Source organism: Mucilaginibacter rigui (assembly GCF_014773275.1).
In the GTDB taxonomy this organism is placed as follows: Bacteria; Bacteroidota; Bacteroidia; order Sphingobacteriales; family Sphingobacteriaceae; genus Mucilaginibacter; species Mucilaginibacter rigui_A.
Genome location: NZ_JACWMW010000002.1, coordinates 969,733 through 983,549 on the forward strand (window position 1 = coordinate 969,733; position 13,817 = coordinate 983,549).

At 43.2% G+C, this 13,817-nt stretch carries 12 protein-coding genes; 4 read left to right on the forward strand and 8 right to left on the reverse strand.

The genetic code is table 11. The annotated features are described in order from the left end of the window. Positions 1 to 9: 9 nt before the first annotated feature. Both IDJ75_RS11405 and IDJ75_RS21495 read right to left on the reverse strand, forming a co-directional pair. The gene (locus IDJ75_RS11405) at positions 10 to 432 is read right to left on the reverse strand and encodes a hypothetical protein (protein ID WP_191175747.1); all 423 of its coding nucleotides are present in this window, start codon (positions 430 to 432) and stop codon (positions 10 to 12) included. Positions 433 to 767: 335 nt separating this feature from the next. Further along, positions 768 to 1,076 carry a UvrD-helicase domain-containing protein gene (locus IDJ75_RS21495; protein ID WP_191175748.1) on the reverse strand — a complete coding sequence of 103 codons (309 nt, stop codon included), beginning with the start codon at positions 1,074 to 1,076 and terminating at the stop codon, positions 768 to 770. Positions 1,077 to 1,717: 641 nt separating this feature from the next. Between IDJ75_RS21495 and IDJ75_RS11415 the strand changes: the two genes are divergently transcribed. Genes IDJ75_RS11415 through IDJ75_RS11425 form a run of 3 tightly spaced genes read left to right on the forward strand, consistent with a single transcriptional unit; the run spans position 1,718 to position 6,059 of the window. Beyond that, positions 1,718 to 3,733 carry a reverse transcriptase family protein gene (locus tag IDJ75_RS11415; RefSeq protein WP_191175749.1) on the forward strand — a complete coding sequence of 672 codons (2,016 nt, stop codon included), beginning with the start codon at positions 1,718 to 1,720 and terminating at the stop codon, positions 3,731 to 3,733. After that, positions 3,734 to 4,420 (forward strand): hypothetical protein, encoded by a 687-nt coding sequence (locus tag IDJ75_RS11420; RefSeq protein ID WP_191175750.1) that lies wholly within the window; start codon positions 3,734 to 3,736, stop codon positions 4,418 to 4,420. Beyond that, the gene (locus IDJ75_RS11425) at positions 4,395 to 6,059 is read left to right on the forward strand and encodes a response regulator (protein ID WP_191175751.1); all 1,665 of its coding nucleotides are present in this window, start codon (positions 4,395 to 4,397) and stop codon (positions 6,057 to 6,059) included. Before IDJ75_RS11420 ends, IDJ75_RS11425 begins: the two co-directional genes overlap by 26 nt. A 1,169-nt stretch (positions 6,060 to 7,228) precedes the next feature. On the opposite strand, the gene IDJ75_RS21500 is transcribed toward IDJ75_RS11425, so the two are convergent. The 6 genes from IDJ75_RS21500 to IDJ75_RS11455 form a co-directional block, all read right to left on the reverse strand. Then, complete coding sequence (locus tag IDJ75_RS21500; RefSeq protein ID WP_191175752.1) at positions 7,229 to 7,429, reverse strand: tyrosine-type recombinase/integrase; 201 nt, start codon at positions 7,427 to 7,429, stop codon at positions 7,229 to 7,231. A gap of 413 nt (positions 7,430 to 7,842) precedes the next feature. Then, positions 7,843 to 8,811: a S41 family peptidase gene (locus IDJ75_RS11435; protein ID WP_191175753.1), complete on the reverse strand. Its 969-nt coding sequence runs from the start codon at positions 8,809 to 8,811 to the stop codon at positions 7,843 to 7,845. Further along, positions 8,808 to 9,242, reverse strand: a complete 435-nt coding sequence (locus IDJ75_RS11440; protein WP_191175754.1) for a MarR family winged helix-turn-helix transcriptional regulator — start codon at positions 9,240 to 9,242, stop codon at positions 8,808 to 8,810. Before IDJ75_RS11440 ends, IDJ75_RS11435 begins: the two co-directional genes overlap by 4 nt. A gap of 513 nt (positions 9,243 to 9,755) precedes the next feature. Beyond that, entirely contained in the window at positions 9,756 to 9,977 is a 222-nt protein-coding gene (locus IDJ75_RS11445) for a DUF6965 family protein (protein WP_191175755.1), read from the reverse strand. Between the two features lie 73 nt (positions 9,978 to 10,050). Continuing rightward, positions 10,051 to 10,365 carry an Lrp/AsnC family transcriptional regulator gene (locus IDJ75_RS11450; RefSeq protein WP_191175756.1) on the reverse strand — a complete coding sequence of 105 codons (315 nt, stop codon included), beginning with the start codon at positions 10,363 to 10,365 and terminating at the stop codon, positions 10,051 to 10,053. A 116-nt stretch (positions 10,366 to 10,481) separates the two neighbouring features. Next, positions 10,482 to 11,180: an alpha/beta hydrolase gene (locus IDJ75_RS11455; protein WP_191175757.1), complete on the reverse strand. Its 699-nt coding sequence runs from the start codon at positions 11,178 to 11,180 to the stop codon at positions 10,482 to 10,484. Between the two features lie 369 nt (positions 11,181 to 11,549). On the opposite strand from IDJ75_RS11455, the gene IDJ75_RS11460 reads away from it, so the two are divergent. Beyond that, positions 11,550 to 13,817: a sensor histidine kinase gene (locus tag IDJ75_RS11460; protein WP_191175758.1), complete on the forward strand. Its 2,268-nt coding sequence runs from the start codon at positions 11,550 to 11,552 to the stop codon at positions 13,815 to 13,817.

Sequence of the window (13,817 nt, forward strand, 5' to 3'; positions counted from 1 at the left end):
TAATAAGTGTCAATGTTGGTCGCATATTTGCCGGAAACATGTAGAAAAACCACAAAAACGGCAAACGACAGGATAAAAAAGCAAGATCAGATAGACGAGCCAACCATTATCTACTTTAAGTCCGAAGACCAAAAGTGCGAAAACGACTAATATCGTTACGGCATATACCTGGAAAGCGTAAGAAGGTTCGTTCAGAAAACTGTCGGAAATTTCCTTGTCTTTATATTCGTCGGTATGGCGGGAAACGATGCGCAGGGCAACAGGTACGGTAATACTAATAAAGCCGGCCAGCACCGTTGAAAACAGAACCAAGATTGTATGATGAAATGGCACATTCGCTAGTTCGTGTAATCGATCTCCAAACCAATGGAAAAAGTCACGAGCGAGTGAAGAGCCACAAAATGCGAGGGTGGATAAGATTTTTTCTGGCATGGCAAGGTTTATTTAAAATTAAATGTAAGGAAAATAGTAGAATTGAAGAAAAAACAATAATTAAGGCGAAATTTTAGGTGGAAAATCTATAGGACAATCAGATTGAATTAAACATATTTCTTTTAAAAGTGTGGTAATATCCATTTCCGACGAGCTCAAGTTTTTGAATACAAAACTGTTCCCCTCTACTTTCCGACTAGCTATCAATTTCTTTCTAAGCTGTTTAGTATTTCTTTGACCAAAATCGCTCGAAACTTTTAGGATCTCCTCATTAAATCTATAGGTCTGTGATATGGTTGTTTTGCTGGAATAGCCGAAATGTTTTTCAAATTCCGTTATGATCGATATATCGCTCCCGGTAAACGAAATATAGATTGCCAGTCATCTCCAACAGCATAAAGCTTCGTTGCCGGATTTTGCGCTCTTATACTTTTTAATAGGTTATATCTCCCCAATGACATATCTTGGAACTCATCAACCAGAATATATTTATATGTCTTTTTGAAGTCGTTATTTCTAAAGTGAGATGCCGCATCATTGATCATGTCGTTAAAATCGACCTCATATTCCTGTGCTGATCGCGCTTGATATACCTGATATAAAGGGTCAAATATGAATGAGCCAGAGGAAGTTCCGGACGACAACCAGGAGGATAAAATACGTCAGGAAGGTGACAATCAGTTTATCGAACGCGCAGAATAATAGAAAGAATGCCCCTTTTTGGGGCTTTCTTTTTTGTTAAAGGTTTGAGTGTATTGGCCTTGTAGGTCAAAAAAAGAGGCTGTCATTGCTGACAGCCTCTTGGACGTTGTTTACAAAAAGGCTTACAGGGTAAATTTCTCCAGCACACCTTAGCTATTGAGGCTACAAGTGAGGTCAAGGTGCAAAGTTTGGTATTGCAGTTTACCACGCTCATATTTTTGGATCGTTAAGTGGTAATTCCATATTTAAGTTATTGTTTTTCCTCTTATGTTTCTATTTGCTTACCGGCACGATAGTGCTGCGGTTACTTGATTGGCAGCAGGCCTTTAAAAGTTGAAAGGGCAGTCTGATGTGAATATTGATTCAATTTGCCGTTAAACGAATAGAAAATGCAATCTAACACTTATCTTTGAAAAGGAGCCTACCCAAATTGAATCTATGTGCTGGACTGCTTCGGCAATCAATGATCGGCATGTTACCCGGGTACACCCTGGGGAAAATGGTTATATTTTTAAGTGATGTATGGTTAATATCATATTATAATACAAATGAATTTGGTAGGCTCTTTTATTTTTAAACCAACGTGAATAGCCCTTTTAGCGACCTAAAGCCGGAAATAATTACTGACATCAGGGGCAGGTTTGAAGCCTTACGCACTAAAGATGACCTCTATGATCTTTTTCAGTCGGTGATTAGGGAGTTGCCAGCGGGGGAAACCAAGCGGGAGCATTTTGAGCAAGAGATCGCCTGGCTGTATAAAAATGGTTATCCAAGAGACTACCATTTTTTTAAGATCAAAAAAACTTCCGGTAAAGATCGTCAGATCGCTTCACCTCAGGGTCCGTTAAAAACCGTGCAGCGGATCATTGCCGTTATACTTAGTTCCGTCTTTCAGCCGCACCCTCATAGCTTTGGCTTTAGAAAAGGGAGTTCCGTAGTAGATAATGCCCGGATGCACGTCGGGTTTCATTATGTTTTCAATATCGACTTGGCTGATTTTTTTACCAGTATCAGCCTTAAACGGGTAAAACGGAGTTTGGAAGGAAGTCCTTTTGGGCTGGACCTTTCTCGAGAACCTATAGCTGCCCAACTGGCCAGAATCTGCTGCATAGAATTAATAGTTCCAGGTGCCAATTCTCGTCGCGCCTTTCTACCGCAGGGCGCGCCGAGTTCCCCTGTGCTGTCCAATATCGTTTGTCAGAAGATGGATGAGCGTTTGAATGGACTGGCTAAGCGGTTTCATCTTAATTTCAGCCGTTACGCGGATGATATTACCTTTTCAGCTAATCATAATGTTTTTCGGGAGGGATCGGAATTCCGCTTGGAGCTGGCCGATATTGTTACCGCTTCGGGTTTTCAAATCAATCCTATTAAAACTCGTTTACAAAGGCAAAAGAACCGTCAGGAGGTTACCGGTTTAACGGTTAATCAAAAGGTGAATATCTGCCGGAAATATGTTAAGGAACTCAGGCGGTATTTGTATTACTGGGAGCGTTACGGTTTAACAAAGGCTTATGAGCTCTATCTGAAGGACCAGCATGAGTTCCTACTCTCGGGGTCCGGGGTTCCAATGGCTGCAATCATCAAAGGCAAGCTGGACTTTCTGCACATGGTTAAAGGAGATACTGGAGATTACCTGAAATTGCTGGCCCGTTTTCATAAAATGGACAAAGGGGGGCCAAGGAAAGTTGTTAAAGGGGAAAATGCTACACATCATCAGGAAGCTGAGCAGTTCCAGCAGCATCAACCGCATAACGTTGCAATCTTTTTGCGGTTGTTCCAGGATAGTGCGGGTCTAAAATACCTGACCCATGAATTTGATATAGGCGATGAGGTCTTCAATCTGGAACAGACCGTGGAACTGGCCGGTCGGGAGTTTCAGGCGGCTTATCAGAAACATCCAATCACCCGTGCGTTGTATGCGCGGATTAAGCAGTTCGCGTTTGAGAAAAACCCCAAATGGTGGCGCTGGCAGGATGGTAAAATGAGGGAGATCAATTTAGGCTGGAGTGCGCCTTCTGTTAGAACTTGGGCCCAAAAATTCCCGGGCACTCATCCGATGCTATTGCTACCCTACCGGGAGGAGATGATCCTGCCGTTTAAAGAAAGCATCCGGATCCGGGCACCCAAATTAAAGGAGCTCATCAACGCGAATATTAAAGCGAAATTTCGGGAAGCGGCGGCTGATTGGGATGTAGAACTTAACGATCTGGAACGCGCGGATATTTATACAGATGTCGATATGCTGCTAGGCGGCATACGTCATTTGCTGGACGGGATTTTGGAGCGTGGGGAGGTATCACGAAAGCTACTGATAACTTACCGCAAAACGGTTGTTAGCGGGCGGGAGATGAAAATGATTGAGATAATCCACACGGCGTCGATTTGTTATAAAGATGCAGCAATCTCTGAACTATTGAATGGCAACTTCCTGGAAGCTAAGAACGCTTTCTATGGACTGTGCAATTGGTCAGTGACGGCGATATTCAATGACGGCGCCTATCGGTTAAATATTTTAAAAGACGATGTCGACATGCCCGAGCGGGAAGCTGTGATGGTTAAGGTGCTCGGTTTTACACATCATTTATACTTCTATTAAATGATTTACCTAATCGATGATAACCGCCGGGACCAGCAAAAGGAATACCATTGCCAGTTTTTGGCAGCAGGAACCTACAGTCACTTCATTAAGCCGCTTTATCGATTGACTCCGGATGAGGACCTGAATTTTTTAAAAAGCGCTGATGCGATCTTTGTTCACAGTTCTTTCCCTGATTTTGATGGCCAAGGTAAGGTGATCGAAGGTCAATCAGAAGTCTATGAAAAAATTTTTAACCTGCTTAAAGATGAGCCTGCCATCCCTTATGTGCTTTTTAGTAACGGAGACACCGAACCGGCGTTTGATCCGGAAAACCCGCTGGGTCTTGATAGGATCAATAAACGGTTATTCTATCTTAATTTGGGTGATTTTTTGACCGCGTATGAAAAAGATAAGGTGCCGGAATTGCGAATACTGGCCTATGGGGGGAATTTCTTGTCACGGGATATGTTGGTCTTATTTGACCGGTTGAATAGTTTATTCCTGTCGGGTGCGGGAATGAAAGAAAAAGCGGAGATCGAACGACTGAGCCGCTTACTGGGTGAACTAGTGGGTGGCGATCCGCGTATTCCCGCAATGCTCGCTACTGTACTTAAGGGCGAATCAGAATTCAACGCCTATTTAACTTATCTGGAAAAAATCATTAAGGCATATATCAGACATGGACGGAACATTTATCATCAGTGATGGTAGTAAAAATAGTTTTATAGATAAAGTTGTCCCACAATTGGGTCTGACGGTCATAATCGCACATGATTTGCGCAAAGATGAAATGATTGGCGAGTTTGTAAAACAGATCTTCGCGGGTTCTGCGATCAAAAAGTTGATCATCCCGGTATCTCTTGGGCAGCCGGGTAATAATCACATTGGATTAAAGATTGGTTTGTATATCAGGTTTTCAGACAAATCTGGGGTCGATCCGATGATTCCAATCGTGTTTTTGTCTAACCGCTCTTTGGAAACCTTGCTACTGGAGCAAGCAGATCGCTTTGCACTTTTAGCTGTAACGCCTGGGTGCGTGTTGGTTAACGAAGATGCAGAAGCATTATCCATGGAAACTGCTGCCTTGAAGCCACCACCATTTAAAGCGCTGATACCCCAGATTCTAGATAAGCTCCTTATCGACCGGCCGGAGACCACTGGGCCACATTCGCTGGCTAATGAATGGGGAGCACTGCGCTTAGATGCAATTACCAAGGTAAATGCGTTGACTGCTGCTGACCTGGCATTCCAGCGTAAGGAAACACTTTATTTTCAGTATCAAGCGGCGCGAAACCGAGCGATCAGCTTGGCAGGTCACCCAGGGTCGGGTAGTTTGACGGCCCCACAAGTGATCAGGGCGGTTGGCAAAAAGGTGCTGTATATTGACGATGAAGGTTATAAAGGCTGGGTGTCGATCCTGAAAAAATTGCTGCCAAATTCATTTTTTACCGAGATTACCGGTCAAGGCCTGTCGGAGGATGCTTTCTTTGCCGCCATCAGGGCCCAGATTCGCCAGGATTGGGACCTAATCCTGCTGGACCTGCGTTTGCTGCCGTTGATCGAAGATGTGCAGGGGCGGGTACTTCCCATCGGTATTTACAGCGGTACGATCATCCTGCAGGAGATCAAAACAATCAATCCGGGTACGCAGGTGATTATTTTTACAGCGTCCAACAAAGCGTGGAATCTGAAGGAGTTGATCGAACTGGGCGCGGATGGGTATTTTGTTAAGGAGTCGCCGGAGTACCTGATACCTGACACCTTAAGCCTTTATCATTATGATATTTTTAAAGCCCAGGCTGAGGAGTGTTTTCGCAAAAATTATCTGCGAAAAATGTACAATGATCATCAAATGGCGATCGCTAAGAACACTTTTCCCAATCCTGATTTTCTAAGTTATTCTGAAGCGGGATTGCATCGCAGTTTTGAATTTGTTCAGAAAGGATTATGGGAGGCTGCTTATCTCAATTATTTTCAGATTATTGAGAAATACGCAGAGGTTTGTTTTGAGCCGACACAATTATCGACCACTGATCCAACTGGTGAGGTCCGGGGTGGAAATAACAAGCATACTAGAAGTATTAAAAGAGATAGCAGTGATCTTGTGAACGGCCCTTTTTTTGAGAAAAAGAGATCTCCTGAAAATATTACCTTCCATACTACGTTACCAAAGCTTTCTTTTATAATGGCGTTTAAATTTAATAGAAGCGATGCTGAGCTTAAAAGGCTGGGCGCTGTTGTTTTTAAAAGAAATAAGGTGGCACATCCCGGACCCGTCACGGTTACGATACAAGAGCTATTTGAGTTCATTGACCTGATCGACTTTTTCAGGGCAAATGTGTAAATTTAATAGATGATCACATTACACGACTTTTTTGCCATGAGTGCTAAGGAGAAGGGGGCGTCTACCTGGCCATTATCAGAAATATTTACCCTTACACATTCTTGTTACGTAAGGTGGTTATGGTTAACTTAGATTTTTTTTTGGTATTGCATGGCATCCAGAGTGTTATCAGCCATCAGAAAGGCGGAACATCTGCTGGATATTAACGATATGAGAATAGCTGAAACAGATCTCTGATCTGTACAAAAAGTTCGCATATTTTTTTATGCTTAAATGGTTTTAGCGGCTGCTTTCCTGAAAGTGACGGTTTGTCCGTAATCAACGGCGGATCAATAGCGGATCTTAGATGGTGATGCTGTCAACAGACCTTCTTCATATAGATGCCATGCGCCAGGCCTTCGGAGGCGCTATACATGTAGAAAGCCGATCGTCATTAATATGTCCCTAAAATATTTTATAAAAGGTTTGTCCGGCTTTGCAATTTTAGCGTTCCCACTGACCATAATAACACAAAGGTAAATAGTCTAGGTTGTCGGCAGAATTTGGTTAGTGTGGTGTTGTTAGGCTCAAAAGACATGGTTAAACAGCTCAATTCGCAGCCATCGCCGGTTTTCGATTAAGTTTTAAAAGTATCAGCATAACCATAAGGGAACATGCTACGAATACCAGATAACTATTTATTATCAGCGATGCATGTTTAAAATATTCTACCGATATGCAAGCTTAGCATTCTGTAACCGTTGAAAATCTTTTCTTTTTTGCCAGCTCTCAAATCATCCTACCCATTATCCACTCCAAGCAAGTGCCTGTCTTCCGCAGGGGCGCGAAATGGCGGGCGGTTTAGCGCAGCGACCGCTCCGTCAGGGCGGGTGTGCCGGGCTTGCGGAAGACAGGCTTTTGCCTGCTGACCGGATCTGGTGAAGAAATGCAGCGAAGCGAATGCATGAATCTGATAAAGGGCAGCACGTTCCCGCCATCAAATCAATAAGCTGTAATCACTTTTAGGAAAAGCAAGTGCCTGCCTCTTATGGATAGTTATTAATTATGTAAAGCAACATTTTTTATAAGCCATCTATCAGTACTTTGACTTCGGACCTTGAAATATTACTTTACATAATTTTTTAGTGGAGTTTAGAAACTTTTCAGCCATTCCAACAAATTATCATTGACTAACCAGGAAGGGTTTCTGTTGGCGTGACATCGGTGTAAGCTTTTTCGATGGCTTCCCGTTTCTGGCGCGAATCTGCTCTTGCATATATTCCTTTTGTTTGCACGGAGACGTGCCCTAATATATCGCGTATATATACCAGGCTAACCCCTGCCTGCAACAAATGCATCGCTTTAGAACGTCTGAGCACATGACAGCTCATTTTTGGTGAATAAGCTTTGCATCCACTATCCTTGCCATGTTAGCACTTTTGAGCATACCGAATTGTTGCAAAAGATAGCATTTGCTAACTTCCGGACCGAAGTGCACTATTTGCTGCGTGTCCATATACTTTTTCACTCTTTTCCAAATATTTTGGTAATAGAGTATTGTATTATCCGCACGGGATATTTTCTTCCTTAAAGAATCGGATGCGAGTGTTGTTAGTCTTCAAAGGTTTCATATTTCTCCTTCATAATATTATTGTTTTACGACGACAACATGGCCATCACAATAAAAGTAAAGGAGAAATTATGTCATTATTCAATGTCTATCATTCACTTTATTCGCAGTTGATCATACACCGTGAGGGATTAAACGAAGGTGCTGACCGCGATTGGTGCAAGAATGCGCTATTTATTTACCTGCCGCTGCCATTTTAAGCGCTACATCCAGCGCCTGGTCTGCAGGTGCGACAACATCAGGTTGTACACCAATGCCTTCCCAATCGGTTTTAGTAACCGGGTTGACTGCCCTGGCAAAAGGGATATTAGCGACAAAGCCATTTGCCACGGGGAACGACTGCACGGGGTGCGCGCCGCCGCCGGTAGCTTCGCCAATGATCATCGCCCGTTTCTGCGTTTTCAAGTCATAACTGAATTCCTCACCTGCAGAAAAGGTTTGTTTGCTGGTCAGGACATACACCGGCACTGTTTGTAAAGCGGTCAGTTCTGTATCAGGGACCGCCCAGAACGTATCCAGCGAGTGGCTACTGCGTGTGTACAAATCGTTAAGGTGGACCTTGTTAGCGAACAGGAAGCCGCACATATAGCTGACCATGGAAGGATCGCCCCCGTGATTTTCCCGCAGATCGATGATCAGCACATCGGCACTGCTGACAAACCGGAAGGCTGCCTGCACCATGGCTTTGCCCGCCTGGTCGGGCGCAAAGAAACCGCCGATCTTTAAATAACCGATGTTGCCGGGTAGCATCTCGGCCTTGTCAAAACCAAAGTTGTGTATTTTCTGCATGTGCCGGAAACGTTTGTGTTCGGCCGCGGTATCTACCTGGCCGGTGCTGGTGGCAAAAGCCGGGTTATACGCAATAGACAAATGCCCGTCATAATAAACAGATAAGAGGTCATTGGTAAGACGGGCTGCGAACACTTGCGGCGACGTGATCGTGTCGTAAGCGCCATGGAGAAGCTCCCGCTCGATATAGCGGCCCATTTTTTTAGCGGTATCCAGGTTGATATATTTAGCCTCGAGGTTTTTCGCGATACTGTTAACGACCTCGGCTTTACCTACGTTGGTGAGCTGGCCGGTTTGCGCGGCAACAGCAAAGTATGACATGATGAAGATTAAAATTGCGGTGGTTGTTTTCATGAGTTTTGACAATTTTCAATAATTCGGGTTAAATATTGATGCAGCAGGGCGAGTTGCTCTTCTGAAATGCCCTTCAAAGCAGTTTTACGGTTTTGTTCTGTTATGGGCCGCATTGCTTTTAAATCCTGTTCTGCTTTTGGCATTGGTGTAAGTAAGAAACGTCTGCGGTCGGTCGGGTGGATCGCTCTCGTGAGAAAGCCTTTTTTCACTAGTAGTTCAATGATCCTGGTTACTGAAGCAAAGTCTTTAAATGAGGCGTCGGCGATTGCCTGCTGGTTCCAGTCCGGGTTATCCATGATCGCCTTCAATACCAGCCATTGATCGATAGTCAACTTGAAACCTTGTTTGAGCATCGCCCGCTGAGCAAACTGACGGTAACTTTTAATGGACTTTTCCAGTGTGTAAAAGAAGATATCATCCAGTCTTTCCATCTTTTTATTTATTTGATACAAATATAATTGTTATATCAATAAAATGAAATAATTTCAAATTTTTTTCCCAACATGAAAAGCTATCATGTGCAATAAGGTAGTGAATGAAATTACCATCGGTGTATGATAGACTGTTAATTATGACAAATTATGTAAAGTAAACAGGGGGATTACAAATGTATGTAGCCGATAATGAGGTATTTATACAGTTGTACTTTACATAATTAATAACTATACATAATGCCTGCCGGATGAGCGCGGTGAAACGGCCAGGTTAAGCGTAGCGTACGGTCCGGTTCGGATGGTGCGGCGGGCATACGGGTGGAAGGCTCTTGCAGCTCGTCGCCCGGTCTGGTGACGGCAGAACGAAGAGATGGCCTGAACCTGATCAGGGCGAAAGGGAAGCATCAGGGATAGGAGCGGCATCCTTCGCAGAAGATACAGCGTATAGCCCGGCCAAGCCTGCAAAGCCAGTTCAGGGATGCCGGTATAATGATAAGGGATTTTAAAAAATTAAAACCGGGGTATCTCCGGCCCGTCATAAGGATGTTCGATAGCCATGGCTATCCTTTGCAAGCGGTGCCTGCAACGCGTGTCTTTAGGATCAGCGCGCAGGGATTCCAGGTTTTGGTTAACCGCATCTCTTACATTAAACTGAGTAGTCGCCCTGTCTAACCTTACGCTTTCGGGTAATAAAGCATGTTCAAAATAAGCGATCAGTTCCTCATCAGTCATGGTGCAAAGCTAAACAGCCAAAGCGTAAAGCGGCAATAAATTTGAACTTATTCAAAAGAATCAATACGCTATTTCAGCACATAAGCCGTTTCGCATTTGATCTCTGACAAAACAAAAAACTGGTAAACTGACGAACGCCGGGCAAGTTCCCGAGTTTCTTGACCAATACTCGGCTATACTCATCCATGTCTTTGATGGCGATGCGCAACAGAAAGTCTATCGCCCCGGTCATGTGGTAACATTCCATGATTTCTTCGAGTTTAGCGGCTTCTTCCATAAACGCGGTCAGGCTTTCTTCGGTGTGCCGTTCCACGTTTACCTGTACATATCCAATCAAACCGCGGTCAATGAGTTTCGGGTCGAGGATTGCGGAAAACCTTTTGATCATCCCTTGGCCCTTCATCTACTGGATGCGCAGCTGGATAAAAAAACTACCGGCAAGTAGTATTTTGATAAATTAAGATGGGTGAGCAGATCTGAAAGACACTCACCCATTTCAATCAATTAGTAACCAACCGACAAGCTTTCAGCTGCTTCAATAATAAACTCGGCTACTTCTCCGCCATGTGAAGCAAGTGAAGCATGACCGGCGTCGAGTGTGATTGTTTTAGCATTCATCCTTTCGGCAAACCATGCTTCCAGTTCAGGCTGGATCATATCGTCTTTTGCTGAAATCTGGTACCAGCTTGGTTTCGTTTTCCAAGCGGGTTTGCCGCTAACAGCGCCGAAACTGCTACCATGTATTGGTTTCTGTGTCAATGACATAACCAATGCTTCTTCGTCAGATGTTCCGGGTGCAAATGTTTCATGATATTTATCGAATTCCAGCCAGAAAAAACCATCTGCATCGCCATTTGCGATTAAGGAACCTTTTGGGGTCGGCCATTTTTCAAGAAGTTGTCCCGGTGCTTCACCTTCATCCGGTGCGAAAGCAGCAATGTAAACCAAGCCAACAACATTTTCCTCGTTGCCCACATCCGAGATGATTACGCCACCATATGAATGTCCTACTAATAAGGTCGGCCCTTTCAGGGAGGCCACCAGCGTCCGTGTCCGCTGAATGTTTTCTTCTGTTGAATTCAGGCTTAATTGTACAGCCCGAACATTGTAACCTTTCGCTACCAATGCAGGTATAACCTTTCTCCAATGGCCAGCGTCACCCCAGGCCCCGTGAACTAGCACTACGTTTAATTTATTTTCCATTTTACATGTTTGTTTGGTATGAAATGGCAACAGGTATGCCATCGAATAATCAATTGTAAATCAGACGTTAATGCATTTTCTAAGTCAGTTGTAAAACGCTATGTCGTAAATAAGCGAACCGAAAAACGGCATTTGGCTATTCAAGAATACGTTGCAGTAGCGACTGTTTCGATTAGAAGGTTGAAAAACCGCATTTCGTAAACACGATGTTAAAAAACGATATAAAGTATTTATTTGCGCCTATTTTGTATATAAATTACTGATTTGCAGTAATTTATAGTTTGGCTCGTTATTTTCTTTTAACGGTATATTCCTGATGCAATATTTATGATACCAAAGTCTACCTGGTCGGTTTTATTTTTCTTGCTAATGCTTATTAACCAAGCGTTGAAGGCAGGAACAGGCGCGCAAATCAAGGTATCGTCCCCGGACAGTTTAGTACAGGTAAAAATGGATCTAAGGCAAACTGTGCCGGACAGGAAAATAATTGAGCGGCTTTTGAATACAGCCAAGCGTTTTGCGACGGGAGATAGTTCCAACGGTAAATGGCGCATAGGAAGAGCGTGCGCTGAAAAGGTTATTTCATTGGCCAAAAACAATGACCTTAGAAATTTGCGCAATGAGGCCATGTTTTTTAATTCCTGGTACCTATTTGCGCAGAACAGGTATAAAGAAGCGATAGCCGGGATAAAGGTTATAGCCGAAAGCCAGAGAAAATGGGGTGAGTCGAAAGAAGAATTGATCACCTGGACCCAGTTAGCTACCCAGCTTACGGGGCAAAAAGAATACTTGCAGGAACGCTTGAATTGTTTTCAGCAATTGAAAGTGCTTTATGCAGCACAACATGATGCAGTTAACAGTATTGGAATGGATAAAGAAATCGCCGATATTTTACTCAATCAGGGAAAACTCGATCAGGCAGAAGCGTTATTGCTAAAAGTAATCGGAGCATATAAAGCGATACACTATAAAAAACTACATTATACCTACGACTTGCTTGCATCGATCGAAAGATTAAGAAAAAATATCGATAATGATTTGCATTACAGGCTGGAGGTTGTAAAAAGTATGGAGGCCACCGGAGATTACTACTATCAAACTCAATATTATACCGGACTCGCAGCAGCATACAAAAACCTAAAAAAATATAACCTGGCTGAAAAGTATTACGATAAAGCACTGGCTGCAAAGAATTCTGTGTTTTACAATTATTCCTATTACTATGTCGTCTCTTCAGCCGCCGAAAATCTAATGTTTGAAAATAAGTATGAACAGGCTTACGCCTTGCTAAATACTAAGATCAAGCTGAACAACCCAATTGACCTGAAGTGGGACGTGCAAGTAAATCAGGCGAAGGGGCGATACTTTCTTCATAAAAATATGCCATCAGTGGCTATTTACTATTTTAACAAGTCGGCTATAAAAGCGGATTCCGCCTATAAGTACCAGAACCTGGCAGGGTACACTTACTTTAGTTACATTATACGGGTATCTAAGGCGTTTACCGTATTAAAGCAATTCCGGGAAGCGGTAGCTATCCTTAAAAGGCTTTCAAAAATCCCAACAACCTTGTTTGACCCGTACATTTCAAGTCAGTACGAGCAGCAACTTTATATACTTGATTCTGCATCCCGGAATTTCAAAGGTGCATTTGAACATTACCGAAAATACAAGGGGCTTTTGGATACAGTCAATAATGTTGATAAAACCAGGAAAATCGATTCTATTCAATATGCATTTGAATCGCTTGGAAAAGATCAGGAACTACTTCTCAAAGTAAAAAACATTGCTAATCTCACAAAAATAAGTGACCTGCAAAAAGTGAAGATCAGGCAATCGAACATAATACAGACTATGATTATCATAGGCCTTGTACTTTTGCTTGGGTTTTCTATTCTCCTTATCAGAAACAACCGGCTGCTTAACGGCCAGCGAGTTGAAATTTCCCGAAAAAATCAATCCCTTAGCTTACTGAATAAAAAGCAGGGGGTGTTGATTACTGAAAAAGAATGGCTGATTAAGGAGATCCATCACCGCGTAAAAAACAATCTGCAAATTGTTATCAGCCTGCTAAATTCCCAGTCCACTTATCTGAATGATGATGCTGCGTTATCGGTGATTCGTGAAAGCCAGCACCGCATGCAATCCATTTCGCTCATTCATCAAAAGCTCTACCAATCTGAAAGCCTTGCCCGCATCGATATGTTTGAATATATCATGGAGCTAACAGATTACCTGAAGGACAGCTTTTGCGGGCAAAAGGAAATAGACATTGACTTACAAGTGGAGCCGGTGACCCTTGATGTGGCACAGGCTGTTCCTATCGGCCTGATTTTAAATGAAGCGATTACCAATTCCATAAAATATGCCTTCGGACCGGGGCAATGTGGAAAGGTAACTATCACTTTAGACGAACCCGACGCGCAATCTATATTGATTTCCGTGGCGGATAACGGGCCCGGCCTTTCTGTTGATTTTGATATTGATGCAAACATGTCTCTGGGAATGAGTTTAATGAAAGGACTAAGCCGGCAGTTAAACGGGCAATTAAGCGTCTTCAACAATGGCGGGTTGACAATAAGTGTATTGATTCCAAAAGAAATGCCGGTTGAGATTAATGAAGAGTGTGAGGTTTAA

Bases quoted from the DNA above. Each gene is read 5' to 3' on its own strand.
- IDJ75_RS11405 (WP_191175747.1), bottom strand. From the start codon at position 432: ATGCCAGAAAAAATCTTATCCACCCTCGCATTTTGTGGCTCTTCACTC.
- IDJ75_RS11420 (WP_191175750.1), top strand. From the start codon at position 3,734: ATGATTTACCTAATCGATGATAACCGCCGGGACCAGCAAAAGGAATAC.
- IDJ75_RS11425 (WP_191175751.1), top strand. From the start codon at position 4,395: ATGGACGGAACATTTATCATCAGTGATGGTAGTAAAAATAGTTTTATA.
- IDJ75_RS21500 (WP_191175752.1), bottom strand. From the start codon at position 7,429: ATGAGCTGTCATGTGCTCAGACGTTCTAAAGCGATGCATTTGTTGCAG.
- IDJ75_RS11435 (WP_191175753.1), bottom strand. From the start codon at position 8,811: ATGAAAACAACCACCGCAATTTTAATCTTCATCATGTCATACTTTGCT.
- IDJ75_RS11440 (WP_191175754.1), bottom strand. From the start codon at position 9,242: ATGGAAAGACTGGATGATATCTTCTTTTACACACTGGAAAAGTCCATT.
- IDJ75_RS11445 (WP_191175755.1), bottom strand. From the start codon at position 9,977: ATGACTGATGAGGAACTGATCGCTTATTTTGAACATGCTTTATTACCC.
- IDJ75_RS11450 (WP_191175756.1), bottom strand. From the start codon at position 10,365: ATGATCAAAAGGTTTTCCGCAATCCTCGACCCGAAACTCATTGACCGC.
- IDJ75_RS11455 (WP_191175757.1), bottom strand. From the start codon at position 11,180: ATGGAAAATAAATTAAACGTAGTGCTAGTTCACGGGGCCTGGGGTGAC.
- IDJ75_RS11460 (WP_191175758.1), top strand. From the start codon at position 11,550: ATGCTTATTAACCAAGCGTTGAAGGCAGGAACAGGCGCGCAAATCAAG.